Below are 17,377 nucleotides of genomic sequence, written 5' to 3'. Positions count from 1 at the left end.
GACGATGACCCCGCCCGGCAACGGGCGGGGTCATGTTTGACTGGGGGGTATGTTTGAAACCGATTCTATCCGCCGCAGCCTGCGCGCTCGCGGCTTTTGCACCTGCTGTCTCTGCGCAAACCGATGCGACCAAGGCCGACGCTGCCAAGGTGCCGGCGACCGTCGCCAAGACCTGGCCGATCGAGGCCTTCGCCGAACTGCCGGCAATGGATTCACCCGAACTCTCGCCTGATGGCGCGCGCGTCGCCGCGCGGATCGCGATCAAGGGCGTGCAGCAATTGGTGATCGCCGAAGTGAAAGGCGGCAATGTTCGCACCATGGGCCTGGGCGAAAATGACCTCAACTGGTGGCGCTGGGTCAATAATGACTGGCTGATCGTCGGCATCGGCGCAGAAACCAATGTGCAGGGCATGCCCTGGTCGATCAGCCGCGTCGCCAGCATCAAGGCGGACGGCACCAAGGCCAGCATCCTTGCCAAGGCTGTCGCCGCGCAAAATGGCGACGATGTCATCTGGGTCGCCCGTGATGGCAGCCCGCGCATCCTGCTCTCCTACCAGACCTCCATCTATTATGATGATCTTGGTTTCTGGCCGCAGGTCAGCGAGGTGGACGTCAGCACCGGCAAGATGCGCACCGTCGTTGCGTCGCGCCAATATGTGCGCAGCTGGTATGCCGATGCGACTGGCGCGGTGCGCATGGGGGTGGGCTATAATGACACGACCCGTTCCTCGAAACTGCTCTACCGCCCCGATGGTCGCGGCAGCTTCCGCGTGGTCGACAAGGCTAATCGGCGCCGCCATGAATCGCTGATCGTGCCGATGCTGTTCACTGCCGATCCGGGCAAGGCGATCGCCAGCGACGATCGCGACGGCACCGATGCCTTCTATGAACTGGACCTAGGCACGCTTGAATTGGGTAAAAAGCTCTATGAAGCGCCCGGCTTCGATCTTGGCGGGCTGGAGGTTGATGCCGCTGGCACCGGCATGGCGGGCGTGCGCTACACGGCCGACGCGCCAGCCGTTCACTGGTTCGACCCGACTTTGGCGAAGATTCAGGCGGATATCGACAAGGCCGTGGGCGATCGCCGCGCGCGCATCATCTCGACCAGTCAGGATTTGAAGAAACTGATCGTGCATGTCGGCGCCGCCAGTCAGCCGGGCGCCTATTATTATTACGACACCGACTATGGCGCCATGTCGCTGCTGTCGAAGGTCAGCGAGACGCTGGGTGTCCGGCCTCAACTCTCGCCGGTCAAGACGATCCGTTACAAGGCGCGTGACGGTCTGGAGATCGCGGCGGTGCTGACCCTGCCTTATGGCAAGGCGGCGAAGGATCTTCCTTTAATTCTGATGCCCCATGGCGGCCCCTTCGCCCGCGACGCGGAGACCTGGGATTGGTGGGTGCAGTTCCTGGCCAATCGTGGCTATGCGGTGATCCAGCCCAATTATCGTGGCTCGTCGGGCTATGGTACGGAATTCGCGGCCAAGGGCGAGGGCCAATGGGGCCGTGCCATGCAGGATGACCTCAATGATGCGGTCGATTGGGCAGTGAAGCAGGGCATTGCGGACGCCAAGCGGGTATGCGTCGTCGGCGCCTCCTATGGTGGCTATGCCGCGATGCGCGCGGCCCAGCGCGATGGCGGTAAATATCGCTGCGCCGTCTCCTATGCCGGCGTGTCGGATCTGGGCGCGATGATGCGCTATGACCGGCGATTCCTGAATTCCGGTGCCAGTGGCGACTGGCTGAAGGAGCAGGCGCCCGATTTTGCTGTCGTCTCGCCTATCAATTATGCGGCCGGCTTCTCGACGCCGATCCTGCTGATGCATGGCAAGAAGGACCGGCGCGTGCCGGTCGGCCAGTCCCGCGAGATGGCGGAAAAGCTCAAGGCTGCCGGCAAGATGGACGGCCGCGACTATATCTATGTCGAACAGCCGCTGGCCGACCATTTCTTCTCGCGCCAGGCCGACCGGCTGGAATTTCTCCAGCAGCTCGAATCCTTCCTGAAAGCGCATAACCCCGCCTGATCGGGGCGCGGCGCGACCGTCAGAAGTCGCGCCGCAATTCCAGGAAGACGGTGCGCGGCCGGCCGACAAAGGCGCCCTTGCGCGCGTCGAAGGTGGCGACGGCATAGGTCTTGTCGAAGATATTCTCGACCCGGATCATCGCTTCGGCAAAGCCCAGATCCTGGGTGATGCTGCCGTCGAACACGGTAAAGCCGGGAATATGCGCGCCGCGCCGGTCGATCTGCCCCGACACATATTGGCCGCCCAGCGCCAGCGCCGTGCCCCAGGCAGGGATCTGATAGCGGGACCATAGCCCGGCCTGATGATGCGGGGCGTTGGGGAAGCGGCCGCCGACGGCATTGTCGATCGTCGCGCCGTCTGCACTGTCGGTGATGCGCGCATCATTATAGGCGTAATTGGCGGTCAGCACCCAATTCTTGCTGAGGTCCGCCGCCAGCGTCAGTTCGATCCCCTTGCTGGTGACTTCGCCGACCGGCGACAGCTGGTCCAGGCCATTGACCGGTGCCAGATCGGGATCGACCTGCACGATGCCGTTGCGCACGATGTGATAGAGCGCGATCGTCGGCTGCAATTTGCCCTGCATCAGCTCGCCCTTGGCGCCGACCTCAAACTGGCGGCTGGCGATCGGGGCGAAGGGGCCGCCGACGGCCGGATTCTGGTTGCCGGGGCTTTGCGGCTCGAAGCTCTGGGCATAGCTGCCATAGAGGGACACGGACTGGACCGGCTTGTAGATGCCGCCGACACGCCAGCTCCAGCGACCGCCATCGGCATAGGCGCCGCCAATCTCGTCCTTGTCGTCGAACCAGTCATGGCGCACGCCGCCGATCAGGATGACATGCTCGCCAATATCGGCCTGCTCCTGGGCATAGACGCCGTAGCGATGGGCGCGCGACGCATTCACTTCCGGCGTCAGGCCGGCCAGGTCCGCCTCGGTCGGGTTGCTCAGGCCATAGACGGGATTGCTGAGCGACAGGCCCGGCAAGCCCTTGATCGTCACGCCGCTGAAATCCTGGGTCTCGCGATACCAGTCGGCGCCGACCAGCAATGTATGCTTGATCCCGCCGGTCTCCAGCCTGGCGATCATGTTGCTCGCCAGGCTAGCGCCCTCGATCGTGCGATGCTGCGAGCGAAATTCGCGTGGCTGGGTATCGACCACGCCATCGCCGTCGGTGTCGATCGGCCCCAGCGGCTCATGATAGCGCTGATATTCGGTATAGCGGAACCAGCGACCCGATGCATTGATGCTGACCGCATCCGACAGCCGGCTGTCGAGCCGTGCCTGCAGCACCGTGCCTTTCAGGTCCAGTCTGTCGTTTTTCTCATTATGGGTCCAGTTGCGATCGGCCAGGAAATTCCCGTCTGCATCGATCGCCACGCCGCGCAGCCGGTTGCCCGGCAGATCCTGGTCATAACGGGTCGCCTGCACCGTCAGGCTGGTGTCGGGCGCCAGCTTGAACTTCAGCCCGCCGTCCGCGACCAGGCTGCGACTGCCGGAAAAGCGCTGCACCGTGTCGAAACTTTCATAGAACAGGCCGGCGCGCCCGGCGACCACGCCATTTGCGTCGATCGGCCCGGTCACTTCGCCCGACGCGCCATAGCGATCATAATTGCCGACCACCGCGCGCACGGATGCGGCGAATTTGTCTTGCGGCTTCTTGGTGACATAATTGACCATGCCGCCGGGCGAACTGGCGCCATAAAGCATGCCGACCGGTCCTTTGAGAAACTCGACCCGGTCGATGCTGAACAGGTTCGGCACGGCGAAGCCCTGGAACGGGTCGCCGCGCAGCCCGTCATAGAACATCGATTCCTGCCGGAAACCGCGATAGGTAACGGTCGCATATTGGTTGGCGCTGACGCCGGCGACATTGCGATAAAGGTCGGTGATGTCGCGTGCGCCCTGGTCGCGGATCAGCTCGCTGGTGATGACCTGGACCGACTGGGGAATGTCCATCGGATCGGCCGGGATCTTGCCGATCTCGCTATCCTCGGCGCGATAGAGTTTCTGCGCGCGGGCGGTGACCAGGATGTCGCTGTCGCCGGCGGCTGCATCAAGCGGGGCCTGCGCCAGCACGGGCAGCGGTGCAAACAGGAAGGGGAGGGCGCAAAGGCGCGCGAGGCGGAGGCTGGGCAAGGCGACGATCCCGTTGAAATGGATAAGGAATGGAGCCGGTTCGCTCCTTCTGGCCTCTCCCCAATGTCGCTCGGCTAATGATATTGCGACGATATTGCAATATGTAACAGGCTGATTTGGCGTGACATGTTCCGGCCTGCCGAATGCCTGACGGAGGATGTGCGCATCAGCAATCGTCCGGACTGCCATTGTCACAAAATGGCAATCAAACTGACGCTGTCATGTAATCTAATCGTCATAGAGGCCCGCCAACCCTGTTGGAGAGCAATGCCCGATGCGCCGCCTGTCCCTCTGCCTTTTTGCCCTGATGGCGCTGCCCGCGACCGCCCATGCCAGCGAGGATGAGCAACTCTGGACCACCACCAGCGCGACGGTGAAGCTGTCCGATCATTGGCGCCTCCAGCAGGAGATCGTCGCCCGCTTTAGCAATGATCGGGATGGCCTGTACGAGATCGAGAGCAACACGCTGGTCGGCTACAAGCTCGACAAGCAAGTGACGGTCTGGGCGGGTTACACCCATGACCCGCAATATGATGGCGGCGATTTCACCGTGATGGAGCATCGCGCCCGCGAACAGGTGACGGTCGACAATATCCTAAAGCTTGGTCCGGTGTCGGTCAGCGCGCGGATGCGGATGGAGCAGCGCTGGCGCGAAGGAGTTGACGGCACCGCCTGGCGCCTGCGTCCCTATGTGAAGCTGACCATGCCCTTCAAGGAAGGCGGCAAGGCCGCGCTGATCCTCAGTCATGAAAGCTTCATCGATCTCAACAAGACCAATTTCCAGCGTGTCCAGGGCGAGGAGAGGATGCGCAACCTGATCGCGATCACCACGCCGCTCGCCAAGAATGTGAATGCGGAGATCGGCTATCTCCACCAGCATGGCTTCCGCCCCGATGCCGACGACAGCAACGACAATGTCGCCTCGCTCTCGCTCAGCTTCAGTTTCTGATCGCTGGATTGATTGGGGGAGTCCTGCGGCGAGTGCTGAAATAATCAACGCCGCCCCTTGGCAGGACGAAATTTGCGATGCTTTGGGAAATGGTGCCGGGGACCGAGCATTTGTCATGACAAACCTTTCCGATCTTCCGATCACATTTCACAAAAGCAACAATTTAATACAAGTTATACTACCAGTATCCGAAAATTGTAATTCAGGTTCGATCTCGAAGTCAATTATTTTATCAAATCATCTATAGATTATCTAATCGCCGTCAGGATCGTCCAGCAGTTCGCGTGTCGTGCCATTTGGCCAGCTCGACTTGGCATCGAGAGCTGTGTCAAAGAAGGGCCGACGGCGGCGGTGCGCCCCTTGGCCCACATGGCCAGTAGGCGACCGTCCGGATTAGAGCCGGGTTGCGGGGATAGCTGACGCTCTCTCGGACTCAATCACCGACCAAAGTGCGTCGCCCCCCGATCGGGCTTTGAACGGCAGCTTTCGCCAGGACAAGCGACCCGCTCAGCACGAAGCCGCCTGGCAGGTATGCGCCTCATGAGCGGTCATTCGCCGAACCAGCCGCAAATCCTGAAAGCGGACGTTCCTTCAAGCTGGGCCATCGGGCGAGATGGCAGCGCTCGAGCGTTAACCATGGTAAATGAACGCTCAATTGATTGGTCACGTTCTGCGCGGGAAAGATGCTCCTGCGACATCGTTCTGAACGCTGGCCCGCCAAGCCTCATCCCAGCCCGTGACTGCCGATGGGTCGAGACGCTCGACCATTCGGGCAAGTCGCTTCGGATTTGTTACTAGGCCGCCCACCGGCACGGAATGATGGCCCAGGCGAAGATGGACGTTCACCAACGCGCCGATGCCGGGCACGAGCAACACCTCAAGGTTCGCGGGCAGATGCCCTTGAGGAAGAAGGTAGCCGCGCTCGAAAAGCCTGCGATGTTGGGATCTCACGGTCCGGTGGGTCGACCTCGGCATCGCCTGGACGGTTCTGAGTTCGGACCGTCCGGCATTCCGCGCGGCGGCTCGGAACTGATGAAGCGCTTCGGCCATGCATATAACGCCGATCGCCGGATCGCCCCGTCGTGAGAGTCCTTCGATGAGGGTCTCCTCTCTTGCCAGCCGTTGCAACAGTGTGAGCACCGTTGCGACCTCCGCATCGTTCCAAATGTCGCGTCGCATATTTTTGTCCTGCTCATCCGAGTTCGGAAGCTCGGCGGTAGGCGCAGCGTGTCCTCCGCCGAAAGGTAGGAATGGAAATGCTGCACGACCTGACCGCCCAGATCGTAAAGCAGGTCGGCATTGTCGTCATAGGATACGTCGGGGAAGTCGATCAGGCCGCTGACGACATAATCTTCCGGGCGATTTTCGAGAAAATTGCCCTGCGACATGCCGATGGAATGCCCCTCATTTCGCCCCAGATACTGCGCCCAGAGTGTTTCATCGGGTGCCACATAGGTCATGCTGCTAAGATCAAGCGTGAAGGGCCTGAACCCCGCTTTGATCTCTCCTTTGGGTGACACCGAAATGCGAGGAATGTTGATCGTGCGGTCAACCACGAGCGCGGCGGTTTTCGCGATCACCGTAGCAAAATCGGGTGCCGGCGGCGCAACGCCTTCCAGTTCCATTTGTTGCGGTCGATACTGGCTCTGGACCTCTCGCACGAGCTGAGCCTGCACCTCCGGCCGCGAGATATAACTGATGTCTGGAACTGTCCCAGGCGAACGGGACAGCTTCCGTATCGCCTCATAGGCAAGCTGAGCCACCTTCTCGGCTTCGGGATTGTCGAAGGCTCGCGCGGGTGGCGGCCCCGCATATTTCGCGCCTTCCTCGCTCTGTCCCGTTGTGATGCCGAGGCTCCCCAAGATCGTGGGCGCGGCCACCACTGTAACGCTTCTCCGCTCCAAGACCTCGTCGTCCAACACAAGTGCCTTTAAGCGATGCGGATGTGCTCGCGAAGCGTGATGTCGCGGTTCAATGGTGCCAGTGGGCAAGCGAACATGCTCGGCAGAGTGGCGGAAAGCCTTGGCGTTACGCGCTCATCCCGCATGATCAGATTGCGGATAATATGGGACTGGACTTCCTTCTTAAATCTTATGCTTGCAGTTGAGCATCGACGATCGTGAGGCGAGGCGCAGTAAATTTTTTGAGCGATAGTTGGTAGCAGAACGCGAACCAGTCATGCTCGCAACAGCTGGAAAGACACTTTGTAGCGGAAGAAACTGACGCTCGGCACCATCGCCAGTGCTCGGCGGATTCGGTGATCGTCATCCAGCGCGATGACCGCACCTTCGACGGTTTGCCCATCCTCCGCTAGTTCATCCTGCACATAGCCCATGTAGCGGAGGATTTGACCCACGACGGCATCGCTTGCGCGGCCCTTTTTCAGTTCCACGACGAGCAGGCGCTTGCGATCTTTACTTATCGCCAGAATGTCCAGGGCACCCGTATCTGTCGGATACTGCTGACCGACAATCTCACCCTCATCGGTGAAAATGTCAAAGTCGCGGCCCAGTTCGGTTTGAACCCAGTTGACGGTCATGCGGCGGAGCGACCGGCGCCCGCGCCGCAGGAAGACGCGCAGGGGAAGCTTGTCGGTCATGCCGCTGCCCCTCTGGCCAGGAGATAATCGGCCGCCTTGCTGGCCGCGCTTGCCGCCTTGAAGATCGCCCGCTCATCCTCGCGCAGGACGGCAAGCCAGGAGCCGATATAGTCGCTATGCCGGACGGTGGGCACGATCCCCAGCGACGCGCAGGTAAAAGCGCTGGCCATCTCGGCGACCAGTTCCTCTTTTGCATAGAGCGCCGTACCGAACCCGCCCGACTGATCGCGCGCCAACCGGCTGCGATGGCCCGACCAATGACCCATCTCGTGAAGTGCCGTGCGAAACCAATTGATGGGCTCATGAAAGGCCGCCTGAGGCGGCACCGCGACATAATCACCGGACGGGGAATAATAGGCTTCGCCCCCGCCGATGCGAAAGTCCGCGCCGCTGTTTCGGATCAGGCTGTCGGCCTGGGCGATCGACACCAGTGGCCCTGGTAGTTCAGGCACATGGGACAGGTCTTCGGGTAGCCCCTCGCACTGGTCGACGTTGAAGACGGTAAAGCGCTTGAGGAACGCAATCGACCGTGCCTCGCGATCCTCTTGGCCCGCGCGCTCTTCCTCGGCCTTGGGAGTGAACCGATCCGCATAGCAGATGACGCTGCCCTTCTCGCCCTTGCGGACATGGCCGCCAGCCGCCTCGGCCTGCCTATAGGTGAGCCAGCGCTGCCCGGTAAAGCCACGCTCGATCACGGTCGCCCACAGGATCAGGATGTTGATGCCCGAGTAGCGCCGCCCGGTGACGGCATTTTGCGGTATGGTGCAGGGACAGGCGCTGCTGTCCCATGGTTTCACCCAGGGAAGATGCCCTGCTTCCAGTTCCGCGATGATCCGGGAGGTGACTTCGCCATAGATGCTCTGGCGCTCAATGTTACCCATGCCCTTTCTCCTGCCTCTCCAGCACCGGCCGCCGGAATGGCGGGGGCGGGCGGCAAGGAGGCGCACGGCAGGCCCGTGCCCATGAGGCGGGCTGCACCCGCAGGGCCGTAACGCGAGAGGAGGAGCCGGCGCAGCCGGCTTGCGGCCCGCCGGCACGGGCCTAGAGAAAGCCGACGCCCACCCCCGTCATTCTGGCGGCCCCAGACAAACCGGCGTCAGCGTGGCGCAGCCGCGCTGGCCGCAGCAAGCAGTCCAAAAGGCTGCGATGCGTCAGCGATCATCGCCCGACAGGGACGAGACAAGCGCAGCGCCGACTCGGTGGAGCGAAGCGGAGCAGAGCGCAGTCCGCCACAGGCGGAGACGCCCGTTCCCATCTCCTGTTCTACGCCAGCTTACGCCAGATCATGACATAGCCCGCCAGACAGGGCTCAGTCCCTTGCCTCCGACCCAGCTCGTACCGAGGCTCATCGCAAAGGGGATCAGACTTATCCACAGCAGCAAGGACCAGCCATGACCACGACCCCGATCGACCGCATCCTTCGGCTCAACACCGTCCTCGACCGGACCGGCCTCAGCCGCGCGACCCTCTATCGCAAGGTTCAGGCCGGCACCTTTCCCAAACAGATCAGGATTGCCACCCGCTGCATGGGCTGGCGCGAATCCGCCATCAACGACTGGGTGCGCAATCCCATGTTCTGGACGGTCGAGGATGCCGACAAGCGGCAAAGGACATCGTCATTGTAAAGTCATCGACACGCACCATATCCAGTCTGTCGCTCCTTCCCCCCTTGGGGCGGCACCTCCCTGAACTATGGCCCCGCCGTGGAGATGTCTCCGGCGGGGCTGCTTTTATCGACGCCGCCTCATCTTGCCCCTGCCTGGCGCCTGTCTCCAGTCTTGCCATGAGCATGCAGAAATCCGATCGGTGCATGCTTGATGGGGGACAGGGGCAAAGCAGCATGAGAGCGATATTCACCGAGGCGGCATCATTGCTGGGTCGCCATGTGGAAAGCGTCACGCGCGTTGCAGGCGGCGATCTTTCCTTCGTTGCGCGCCTTTCCCTGTCAGGCGGTGATAATGTCATCGCCAAGCGGAGCGACAGGGTTGTCGAGGAAGCCCGCATGCTCGCAGCGATCGCGGCGACCGGCACGGCGGTCCCGCAGATATTGGCAGTCCAGGATGATCTTCTGCTGCTTGAAGACCTGCCCTCGAGCGGTCGGCTCGCCCGGAACTGGGCGCATCTTGCCGAACTGCTCGATCATCTCCATGCCCCGAGCCAGGCGGCCTATGGTTGGGATCGCGATTACGGCTTTGGCGATGTGCCGATCCTCAATGGCCGATCCGACAACTGGGTCACCTTCTGGGCGGAGAAACGCCTGCGCTGCCATGTCCCGCATCTCAGTGCCCAGCTGGCCCATCGCGTCGAGCGGCTCGCCGATCGCCTTGGCGAGCACATACCCAATCGCCCGCCCTCAGCCCTCCTCCATGGCGATCTATGGGGTGGCAATATCCTTGTCGGCCACGACCAGATCAGCGGGCTGATCGACCCTGCATGCTATCATGGCGACCGCGAGGTCGATCTTGCAATGCTGGGGCTGTTCGACCAGCCGCCACAGATATTCTACGATGCCTGCGGCCTAGCTCAGGGCTGGGAAGAGCGCCAGCCCGTCTATCGGCTGTGGCCGCTGCTCGTCCATGTCCGGCTCTTTGGCGGCACATATCATCAGCAGGCTGGGGCATGCCTCGAGCAGCTGGGCCTCTGACAGGCCCGCATCCTCCTCAATTGCGTAAGGCGCAATCGCACTCCAGCCTTTGTCAATTGGCAGGACAGCGCTACCCAACCATAGAGGCCCTGCCTTTCAGGCATCCTCTCCTAAAACTCATCGGCCGGTCTTCTGATCGGCCTTTTTTTGTCTGGCTCAGCGTTGACGAGAGGCGCTTTCGTGATCGTCATGTAAAGATCGAAACGCGCGCCCGCGTCCTGGCGATGTGGTCTGGGCGACCGCAAAAATATGCAACACGCGCGAGCAGTTGGCTTCGGGCGGTTGCTTGGAGTGGTCCGCCCGGCTGCTAACGGCAAGGGATGGGACTTTCCCGACCGTCCGGTCCTGAGGGCCGGATCGTTGATTCCGGACATACGGAGATCGCAAACGAGCCTTCCACGGCGCCAACCATACGGGCACTTCAACTGCCGCTTTTTGACCATCCAAAACTGGCCGCGCTGAGCATGAGTGCAAAAATGGTCACCAAATTGAACGGAGATGCGAACTATTAGAAACGCGTCGACCACACTTTCGCACGTGGCTATAAAATAACGCATATAACTCATATTTATATATAAAAATCGATAATATTAGAGGTTGTAATTTCATTTTTAGCAAAAATTTCATTTCGCTTATATGTAGCGAAATTGATTTTTAGTATTGACATTTTTCAATTATACCGTATTTGCGTTGATGCTTAACGTCGCCTGCGACGGAGCTTTCCCCCATTTGGGTGCCGCTTCCTTTCTTGCGCTATCAGCTTCGCCTGCAATTTCGCGGGTGGATTCTCTGTTTTCGTGAAAGGAAACACTCATGCCTATCGGCACCGTAAAATTCTTCAATGCTGACAAGGGCTATGGCTTCCTAGCGCCCGAAGATGGCGGACCGGACAGCTTCGTCCATATTTCTGCTGTCGAGCGCGCGGGAATGATAACGCTGCATAAGGATCAGCGCCTGAGTTACGAAGTCGAAGCAGATCGGAGGGGTAAACAGTCTGCTGTGAACCTTGAGACTGCTTAAGATAGTCGTCGAGGCAAAGCGCCCCCTATAATGCGTTAGCGGCGCGGCATCCCGTCGCGCCGGTTTGCCTGATCATTGGATGGCAAGACCGTACCGCGCAAGCGCTCGAAATGTGACCACTTGGCCCCGCCCAAGCTGTGGCGGGTTATGCTCCGGCTGTTCTTGTGCGCCTTATGCGCCGACACAAGGCGCCGTTTAGCGAGACTTTTTCATTACATCACACGCCAAGATGCGTGTTTCAGGAATATCATGAATCTCAGTATCCGTTCGAATATGGCTCATGCCAAATTATCGCCCGCGACTGGCAAAACGCCGCGTTCATTTTACCAAAACGTCCCTTTGGGCACTCTGCCCGTGCGCGAATTGCGCAGGGCTGTCGCTGAAATGATCGATTGACGTCCGTCGCAACGACATCCAACTCGCAGGAGATCGACATGCCCGCCACGATCGACTTCTACCTGGCCCGCGTCGCACAATGTGACAAAGAGGCGCAGGAAACCAATCTGGCGAATGTGAAAGAGCGCTGCCTGCGGTCAAAAGCTGCATGGCAGATCATGTCTGATCGCGCTTTGCTGGTCCAGATCGACCGCAAAAGACAAGCGCTGGACAAGATGCGAAAAAAGGATGAGCATCTTGATTAAGCGGGCTGGAAGACGGTTCGACGGTCCATATCTATCTTCGGATCAGATCGAGCGCCAAGGGCATATTCTTGAACTTGCCATAGCCCGATTGGGCTCTCAGGGCGCCATCGCATTTCTGAACGGCGAAGAGCCCGGCCTCGGCGGCCGACCACTAGATATCGCGGTAAAAAGCTCTTCGGGGCTTGAGGCGGTAAAGCGAATTCTCGAAGAACTCTGATAGATATTGTCAGATTTATCATTGATGCTTTTGCGCTTAAGCATCCGCGCATCGTTGCCCGATGGCCAAGGGCTGGGTCACGAACAGCGCAAGGTCGCGCTGATGAATATGCGGAACCCCGACCATAAGCCAACAAGCTTGGGATGCAGTCCAGCACCGTCATCTCCACTGTCAAGGCGATGGGTATGAAGGCAGTTCCATTGGGCCGGCGGCAAAGCAGGCGTGGATGGGCAGGGGAAGGCAGCCCGCCAGGCCATCCATGGTCATGAGCGGGCGCTGCATTTGCTATCAGCGCCAGGTGAGCGAGCGCATTTCTTGGTTGCCAACCAATTATGCCGAATTCTCGAACAGAGTGGAGGAGCGGCATATTGGATGGCTGGGACGATCTGAAGATCGATGAATTATGAAAATCTATAAAACTTGTTATGATGTTAAATAGATATCAAAGTGAATATGGTATAATATAATTTTTTTAAAATAATTAATGGTGACATACATATTTGATCTCAAATATCATGCATTATATTTTATGAAATATCGTTGCTATGTCGATCCAATAATTTTTAACGTTTTTCGTGTGATTTATAAATTGAATCATGGACTTTGAGAATATTGTTTGATAAACACAATCATTGCGCGAAATTTGCTGCAAGCATTCGCCGTGACAGAGAGACCAACGTGCTCCCGCTTGCCAGCTGAGGGAGCCCATCCGTGGAAGATCTAAATTATTTGCTCAAGCGCGAGCAGGAAGAGTTGCTGCGTGCCCAAAGCGCGCATTGCCGCGCTGCCTCCCATGCGCATCAGCGTTTGGCCAATCGTTATGCGCAGCGCATTCGAGAACATGTGCACCCCTATCGATCGGAGCGTCCCGATGGTTCAGCCCCTTTCGCTTTAAACGACCAGCGGGATTGTCGGATATGAGCAGGGCCATAAACATCATGGAATCAGCCGACGCCGTGCGGCTGGTCTGTCAAAAAAACGGCTTCAGGATTTCAGTTCTCGAGGCGCTTGACTCCGGTGGCGTGCGGATCGTTCTGCTTGACCCACGGGATGCCGATGCGCTTCGCGCTTTGATGAAGGGTAAGCTGATCGAAGGATCTGTCACACGCTCCCGATCGCATGTGGCCCGTCACCATCCGCCGTCAGCACGATGAATATGGCCATGGGTCGGTTCGACTATCTTAACCGCCGGAGATTGGCCGAGTTAAAGCATGCTGAGCTTGCGGAGAATCCTGCGATCAGAGCAAGGCACGAGGATTTGGCTCGTGCCTATGCGAAGATCATTTCCGTGTTGCAACGCGAAGAGGCTTCAACGCCTCTACAGCAGTGGCAATTCTGAACTAACCCGGCCAAGTGCCATCACGACAAATCAAATGTGAGTCTCCGGTTTACTGACCTGAGAACGACGATGCCTGCCAAGCCCGGTCGCGCGCTGTCGCGAATGGAAGCCTGGCAGGCTTGGTCTCATGCTTGCAAGGCTGGTACGGACTGTCAGGCCCCGGCCTTGGCGGCGAACCAGATATTGTGCCAGCGTTCGGCGCTGCCGCTAAAGGCTGGCAGCAAAATCTCATCCAGACAGAATCCGGCCTGCTCCAGCCTTTCGGCAAATGCGTCATCGCTGTAGGCTGACCATATCGACAGTAGGCCGCCCGGTTTCAGTGCCGCATAGGCCATTTCCAAGCCTTCGGTCGAATAAAGCCTGTCGTTGCTTTTTCTGATGAAACCGTCTGGACCATTATCGACGTCGAGCAGAATGGCATCGAAGCGATCCTTCTCATGGGTAATGACATCAAACACGTCGGCCAATTGAATTTTGACGCGCGGATCTGTCAGGTTGGCACCGAACAAGTGCATCAAGGGGCCGTTGGCCCAGCTTATGATTTTGGGCACAAGCTCGGCAACCGTGATGATCGCGTTTTGCGACCAGGCGTCGAGCGCAGCCCCAAGCGTGAAGCCCATGCCGAGGCCGCCAATCAAAATATTGCCATCGCGCTGAACAAGACGCTCTTGGGTCAGCCTTGCGAGAGCCTTTTCGGATTCATGATCGCGGCTTCCCATCAACTCATCATCGCCAAACTGGATCGAGAACTCTGTCCCACACTGGAGGAGGTGAAGCTGGCCACCGCCCGGAATATCGGCAATATCGACCGTAATTATCGGGAGGCTTTTGTCCGATCCTGCCCCGTTTTCCTGTACTCCTTTCCTTTCTGGGGATGCGTCTTTGCCATTCCAGGCGTCATTGCAGGCAGGGGGCGACGACCGCGCAATGCGCGTTCCGCTATAGTTCATGGAATTCCTGTCGCGTTCTGGATCAAGCGCGCCGTAAACCGAAGTGGCGTCGATTACGCGGTGACACCGAACCATGCCTGCCTTTTGAAGGCATGGCAAGGAAGGCTATATCGCACTGTGTAGCCTTGGAGGCTGCGATTTGGCGGGAAATACGGCAATGCCCCTCGACCAACAATATAGGGGCACCACGATTAGTCGCTGAAATATCAAATGAATTTGGGAACTTAATCCATATCAATCCGCTTACAGTCTATCGGTGACATGTGTGGCGCGTCACCGGCTGAGAGACCTCGTGCTCCCGCTTCTAGGGAGGACATATGCTGTCAGGATTGTGCGTGCTGGTCGTCGAGGACGATCCGCTGATTGCGATGGTGATTTGTGATAATGTGGAGAGTGTAGGCGGCACAGTCGCCGGGCCGTTTTCAACGGTCGGTGAGGCTCTAACTTTCCTGACTCAGGCCAAGATTGACGCTGCCATCGTAGACGCAAATCTCCGGGATGGCGACGTCACGCCTCTCGCACTTTTCCTGATGGAAACCGCAATACCCTTCATAGTGTACAGCGCTGCGGGCCTTCCTCCAGAACTGCACGCGCGGCATCCCGACTTGCCGCTGGTCATGAAGCCAGGAAAACCGTTGGAAAGGCTTTTTGCGCTCCTTCGGAACGGCACTACTGACGCATTATGACGGTGATCCCTTTCATCATCATTCGAGTCAAAAGCCGGGAGCCGAACTAATTCTTGAAAAGCAATCTGGCAGAGTAAGTAAATTTTTGGAGAAACTCTGCATCGCGCGAATTTTCGTCGAGGGATGCATTGCGTCATTTCCGAGGTTCAAGCGGGCTCGCCCATTTATTCTGCCATTCATCCAAAGCCTCGTTCAGCTTTTGGATGTCGGCATTGGAGAGATTCGTGCCGCGAGCCAGTTTCTCCCGTGCTGCACCGAGAAGCGCGGTCAAACGTTCAAGGCATTGGGACGGATTACCGCCTACCCTGTCTTTCGCGCGGATAAGCATATCGGCAAGATCGATGGCGGAAGTGGACGGGCACATATGCGTCTCTCCTGTATTTTCGGGAGCGCATGTGTCTCTCAGCCACTGCGATTTGCGCAGCGATTAGCTGCCATACCATAGTCACAGCGACACAACTAATCCGATTGACGTTCCGCAGCTTCGAAGATCGCTCCCGAACCCCTGATTTAAGGGGCGTGGATTAATTCGGCGCGCTGAATGAGCGGGATGGATGGATTACTGTCATGCTCCTCCCGTAAACGGGAGAGGAAACAAGCTCCTTTCTGGTCGACAGCCATTTGGCAGCTATTTCCGCCCGCAACCATTTTCCCAGCTCGGGAAAAGGACAGACAGCTATCTGCCACTATCTCGCATCCAAAATCGGCAGGCGGACCGGTCACACTTTTGGATGGAAAACCGGCGGCTGAACCGGTTACCAGGGGCGGAGCCGACAAGCCGAGGTGCCGGGGTGTCCCAGGCCTGTCGCTCTTCATTTATTCTGTTCCAGGACATTGGCCGTATCGGCGACATACATCATTCTTCAGACAGCCGAATTGATGCAAGGACTATCGGGAGATGTGCTAGGATGACGCATCACCCATATAATGCCGCAGGCATTTCGTGACAGAGAGACCATCGTGCTCCCGCCTGCTTTCGGGAGAGAGTGATGACTCTGCAACATCAATGCACGCCCTTGGATAAAACCTGCTGGCTACGTCCATGACGAAGCGTTCGAGCAGCACATCCGTGACATTCAGGGCGCCTTTCCAGTTACCAGGACTTGGGTTCCTGCCTGCAGGTACCTATGCACTCGATACCGATGAAGAGGCATTTGAAAGCAATACAGGGACGGTCTATCAGTGGATTGCGACGACGCTCCACATTCCAACAGGTAGCGGATTCGAGAGCCATCGGATCGAGCCCGAGGACTTGGAGCAGGCGCAAAAGCGGGACGAACAGGCTAAAGTCCAGGCCCGGATCGGAGGAATGGCGGCGGATGGTTCCGATCTCCTTGCCCCCCCTTCTTCGATGAACTTGTGGCGCTGGGTGCCTTTGTGGGTGCGCCACGCGCGTTCGGACGGGCGACCATGACCATCGCACTCAATAGTGCTTTGATGTGCAGGCAGCAAGAAGCCCTGCACAGCCAGAGGGCGGCCGAGACGCCGCTCGCCCATGTTCGCGCCGCTGCCCTGCGCGCGGCTGCGGCCTGGGGCCGTCAGGCGGTAGAGGCGGCCGACATCGAAGCCGGCGTGCGCCGTGTGCTCAGCGCAGAGGATGCAGCGATCGCGCTAGAATTCCTAATCGAAGATGCGGCCGAGCCTGCAGAACCAGCCAATCATGTCGTGTCAGAGGGCGCGGCGGAGGCAACCTCAATAAGACAAAGTCCGCTTAATTGCGGGACAGGAGCGCCTTGATGATCCTTCACAATCTACTGCGCCGGCATCGGCCCGATCCGGTCGAGGAGCATGTGGAAAATGGCTTGCTTATGTCGGCATGTCTGCTGTGTGGTCGCCCCATGGTCAAACCTTCGAAACGGGGCTGGCAACTGGCTGGACGGGTCAGGCCATGACGGATAGCGAAGCGATCGAACAGGCCCCATTTGAGGGCATTGCCTTTGGCACCTGGCTGATCGGCCAGCACGGCCGAGACGGCTGGATCGGCGATCTGGCAAGGGCGGCCAAGGCGGATCGGGGATTTCCGCGGCATGGCGACCCGGACGCCGTGCGTCTTCACCTCAATAAGATGCAGGCTGAAAGCGACATGTTTGAAGCGGTCGATGACGCCGAACGATTATGGGCACCATTTTGATGCGCCTCCGACGTTGTGTCTTATAATGTGCCGCCGCGATCCC

General features: G+C 58.8%; 19 protein-coding genes. 13 read left to right on the top strand and 6 right to left on the bottom strand.

What is annotated here, in order from left to right; genetic code table 11:
• Window positions 1–32: 32 nt before the first annotated feature.
• Entirely contained in the window at window positions 33–2,024 is a 1,992-nt protein-coding gene (locus DIZ22_RS15450) for an alpha/beta fold hydrolase (protein WP_107917543.1), read from the top strand.
• Window positions 2,025–2,043: 19 nt separating this feature from the next.
• Here the strand turns inward: DIZ22_RS15450 and DIZ22_RS15445 are convergent, their stop codons facing one another.
• Complete coding sequence (locus tag DIZ22_RS15445; RefSeq protein WP_048938103.1) at window positions 2,044–4,158, bottom strand: TonB-dependent siderophore receptor; 2,115 nt, start codon at window positions 4,156–4,158, stop codon at window positions 2,044–2,046.
• A gap of 274 nt (window positions 4,159–4,432) precedes the next feature.
• Here DIZ22_RS15445 and DIZ22_RS15440 point away from each other — a divergent pair, with 274 nt between their 5' ends.
• Window positions 4,433–5,107, top strand: coding sequence for a DUF2490 domain-containing protein (locus DIZ22_RS15440; RefSeq protein ID WP_048938102.1), 675 nt, complete (start codon window positions 4,433–4,435; stop codon window positions 5,105–5,107).
• Window positions 5,108–6,054: 947 nt separating this feature from the next.
• Here DIZ22_RS15440 and DIZ22_RS21875 read toward each other — a convergent pair.
• The 3 genes from DIZ22_RS21875 to DIZ22_RS15420 all read right to left on the bottom strand — a co-directional run bounded on the left by DIZ22_RS21875 (window position 6,055) and on the right by DIZ22_RS15420 (window position 8,587).
• The gene (locus tag DIZ22_RS21875) at window positions 6,055–7,026 is read right to left on the bottom strand and encodes a hypothetical protein (protein ID WP_164488900.1); all 972 of its coding nucleotides are present in this window, start codon (window positions 7,024–7,026) and stop codon (window positions 6,055–6,057) included.
• Between the two features lie 257 nt (window positions 7,027–7,283).
• Window positions 7,284–7,706 carry an endonuclease NucS domain-containing protein gene (locus tag DIZ22_RS15425; RefSeq protein ID WP_122928385.1) on the bottom strand — a complete coding sequence of 141 codons (423 nt, stop codon included), beginning with the start codon at window positions 7,704–7,706 and terminating at the stop codon, window positions 7,284–7,286.
• Entirely contained in the window at window positions 7,703–8,587 is an 885-nt protein-coding gene (locus tag DIZ22_RS15420; RefSeq protein ID WP_048938926.1) for a zincin-like metallopeptidase domain-containing protein, read from the bottom strand. The genes DIZ22_RS15425 and DIZ22_RS15420 overlap by 4 nt, the downstream gene beginning before the upstream one ends.
• A 510-nt stretch (window positions 8,588–9,097) precedes the next feature.
• On the opposite strand from DIZ22_RS15420, the gene DIZ22_RS15415 reads away from it, so the two are divergent.
• The 7 genes from DIZ22_RS15415 to DIZ22_RS15385 all read left to right on the top strand — a co-directional run bounded on the left by DIZ22_RS15415 (window position 9,098) and on the right by DIZ22_RS15385 (window position 13,567).
• The gene (locus tag DIZ22_RS15415; protein WP_048938927.1) at window positions 9,098–9,331 is read left to right on the top strand and encodes an AlpA family phage regulatory protein; all 234 of its coding nucleotides are present in this window, start codon (window positions 9,098–9,100) and stop codon (window positions 9,329–9,331) included.
• 215 nt (window positions 9,332–9,546) lie between these two features.
• Window positions 9,547–10,350, top strand: a complete 804-nt coding sequence (locus DIZ22_RS15410) for a fructosamine kinase family protein (protein ID WP_048938970.1) — start codon at window positions 9,547–9,549, stop codon at window positions 10,348–10,350.
• A gap of 813 nt (window positions 10,351–11,163) precedes the next feature.
• Entirely contained in the window at window positions 11,164–11,370 is a 207-nt protein-coding gene (locus DIZ22_RS15405) for a cold shock domain-containing protein (protein WP_010335983.1), read from the top strand.
• Window positions 11,371–11,804: 434 nt separating this feature from the next.
• Window positions 11,805–12,011 (top strand): hypothetical protein, encoded by a 207-nt coding sequence (locus DIZ22_RS15400; protein WP_004209707.1) that lies wholly within the window; start codon window positions 11,805–11,807, stop codon window positions 12,009–12,011.
• A complete protein-coding gene (locus tag DIZ22_RS21870; protein ID WP_155738057.1) occupies window positions 12,004–12,228 on the top strand; it encodes a hypothetical protein in 225 nt (74 codons plus the stop codon). Before DIZ22_RS15400 ends, DIZ22_RS21870 begins: the two co-directional genes overlap by 8 nt.
• 711 nt (window positions 12,229–12,939) lie before the next feature.
• A complete protein-coding gene (locus DIZ22_RS15395) occupies window positions 12,940–13,149 on the top strand; it encodes a hypothetical protein (protein ID WP_081215332.1) in 210 nt (69 codons plus the stop codon).
• A 241-nt stretch (window positions 13,150–13,390) separates the two neighbouring features.
• On the top strand, window positions 13,391–13,567 hold the full coding sequence (locus tag DIZ22_RS15385; protein WP_234415664.1) for a hypothetical protein: 177 nt from the start codon (window positions 13,391–13,393) through the stop codon (window positions 13,565–13,567).
• A gap of 152 nt (window positions 13,568–13,719) precedes the next feature.
• On the opposite strand, the gene DIZ22_RS15380 is transcribed toward DIZ22_RS15385, so the two are convergent.
• Entirely contained in the window at window positions 13,720–14,517 is a 798-nt protein-coding gene (locus tag DIZ22_RS15380) for a spermidine synthase (RefSeq protein WP_240626744.1), read from the bottom strand.
• Window positions 14,518–14,834: 317 nt separating this feature from the next.
• On the opposite strand from DIZ22_RS15380, the gene DIZ22_RS15375 reads away from it, so the two are divergent.
• A complete protein-coding gene (locus DIZ22_RS15375; RefSeq protein WP_221416978.1) occupies window positions 14,835–15,203 on the top strand; it encodes a response regulator in 369 nt (122 codons plus the stop codon).
• Between the two features lie 133 nt (window positions 15,204–15,336).
• Here DIZ22_RS15375 and DIZ22_RS21865 read toward each other — a convergent pair whose 3' ends face one another.
• Window positions 15,337–15,567 carry a hypothetical protein gene (locus DIZ22_RS21865; RefSeq protein ID WP_125999339.1) on the bottom strand — a complete coding sequence of 77 codons (231 nt, stop codon included), beginning with the start codon at window positions 15,565–15,567 and terminating at the stop codon, window positions 15,337–15,339.
• Between the two features lie 678 nt (window positions 15,568–16,245).
• Here DIZ22_RS21865 and DIZ22_RS21860 point away from each other — a divergent pair.
• The 3 genes from DIZ22_RS21860 (at window position 16,246) to DIZ22_RS15365 (ending at window position 17,334) form a co-directional block, all read left to right on the top strand.
• A complete protein-coding gene (locus DIZ22_RS21860; protein WP_164488899.1) occupies window positions 16,246–16,617 on the top strand; it encodes a hypothetical protein in 372 nt (123 codons plus the stop codon).
• A complete protein-coding gene (locus DIZ22_RS15370; RefSeq protein WP_240626743.1) occupies window positions 16,614–16,940 on the top strand; it encodes a hypothetical protein in 327 nt (108 codons plus the stop codon). Before DIZ22_RS21860 ends, DIZ22_RS15370 begins: the two co-directional genes overlap by 4 nt.
• 151 nt (window positions 16,941–17,091) lie before the next feature.
• Window positions 17,092–17,334, top strand: a complete 243-nt coding sequence (locus DIZ22_RS15365; RefSeq protein WP_122928840.1) for a hypothetical protein — start codon at window positions 17,092–17,094, stop codon at window positions 17,332–17,334.
• Window positions 17,335–17,377: the final 43 nt, after the last annotated feature.

It is taken from the genome of Sphingobium sp. LF-16, assembly GCF_003711185.1.
GTDB classification, from domain to species: domain Bacteria; phylum Pseudomonadota; class Alphaproteobacteria; order Sphingomonadales; family Sphingomonadaceae; genus Sphingobium; species Sphingobium yanoikuyae_A.
Note: the sequence above shows the minus strand (reverse complement) of the source record. Positions and strands in the feature narration are given on the sequence as shown.

What these genes read in the sequence shown, in the direction of transcription:
- DIZ22_RS15385 (WP_234415664.1), top strand. Translation starts at nt 13,391, where the DNA reads ATGGGTCGGTTCGACTATCTTAACCGCCGGAGATTGGCCGAGTTAAAG.
- DIZ22_RS15415 (WP_048938927.1), top strand. Translation starts at nt 9,098, where the DNA reads ATGACCACGACCCCGATCGACCGCATCCTTCGGCTCAACACCGTCCTC.
- DIZ22_RS21865 (WP_125999339.1), bottom strand. Translation starts at nt 15,567, where the DNA reads ATGTGCCCGTCCACTTCCGCCATCGATCTTGCCGATATGCTTATCCGC.
- DIZ22_RS15400 (WP_004209707.1), top strand. Translation starts at nt 11,805, where the DNA reads ATGCCCGCCACGATCGACTTCTACCTGGCCCGCGTCGCACAATGTGAC.
- DIZ22_RS15425 (WP_122928385.1), bottom strand. Translation starts at nt 7,706, where the DNA reads ATGACCGACAAGCTTCCCCTGCGCGTCTTCCTGCGGCGCGGGCGCCGG.
- DIZ22_RS15370 (WP_240626743.1), top strand. Translation starts at nt 16,614, where the DNA reads ATGACCATCGCACTCAATAGTGCTTTGATGTGCAGGCAGCAAGAAGCC.
- DIZ22_RS15420 (WP_048938926.1), bottom strand. Translation starts at nt 8,587, where the DNA reads ATGGGTAACATTGAGCGCCAGAGCATCTATGGCGAAGTCACCTCCCGG.
- DIZ22_RS15450 (WP_107917543.1), top strand. Translation starts at nt 33, where the DNA reads ATGTTTGACTGGGGGGTATGTTTGAAACCGATTCTATCCGCCGCAGCC.
- DIZ22_RS15405 (WP_010335983.1), top strand. Translation starts at nt 11,164, where the DNA reads ATGCCTATCGGCACCGTAAAATTCTTCAATGCTGACAAGGGCTATGGC.
- DIZ22_RS21860 (WP_164488899.1), top strand. Translation starts at nt 16,246, where the DNA reads ATGACGAAGCGTTCGAGCAGCACATCCGTGACATTCAGGGCGCCTTTC.
- DIZ22_RS15365 (WP_122928840.1), top strand. Translation starts at nt 17,092, where the DNA reads ATGACGGATAGCGAAGCGATCGAACAGGCCCCATTTGAGGGCATTGCC.
- DIZ22_RS15375 (WP_221416978.1), top strand. Translation starts at nt 14,835, where the DNA reads ATGCTGTCAGGATTGTGCGTGCTGGTCGTCGAGGACGATCCGCTGATT.
- DIZ22_RS15440 (WP_048938102.1), top strand. Translation starts at nt 4,433, where the DNA reads ATGCGCCGCCTGTCCCTCTGCCTTTTTGCCCTGATGGCGCTGCCCGCG.
- DIZ22_RS15380 (WP_240626744.1), bottom strand. Translation starts at nt 14,517, where the DNA reads ATGAACTATAGCGGAACGCGCATTGCGCGGTCGTCGCCCCCTGCCTGC.
- DIZ22_RS15410 (WP_048938970.1), top strand. Translation starts at nt 9,547, where the DNA reads ATGAGAGCGATATTCACCGAGGCGGCATCATTGCTGGGTCGCCATGTG.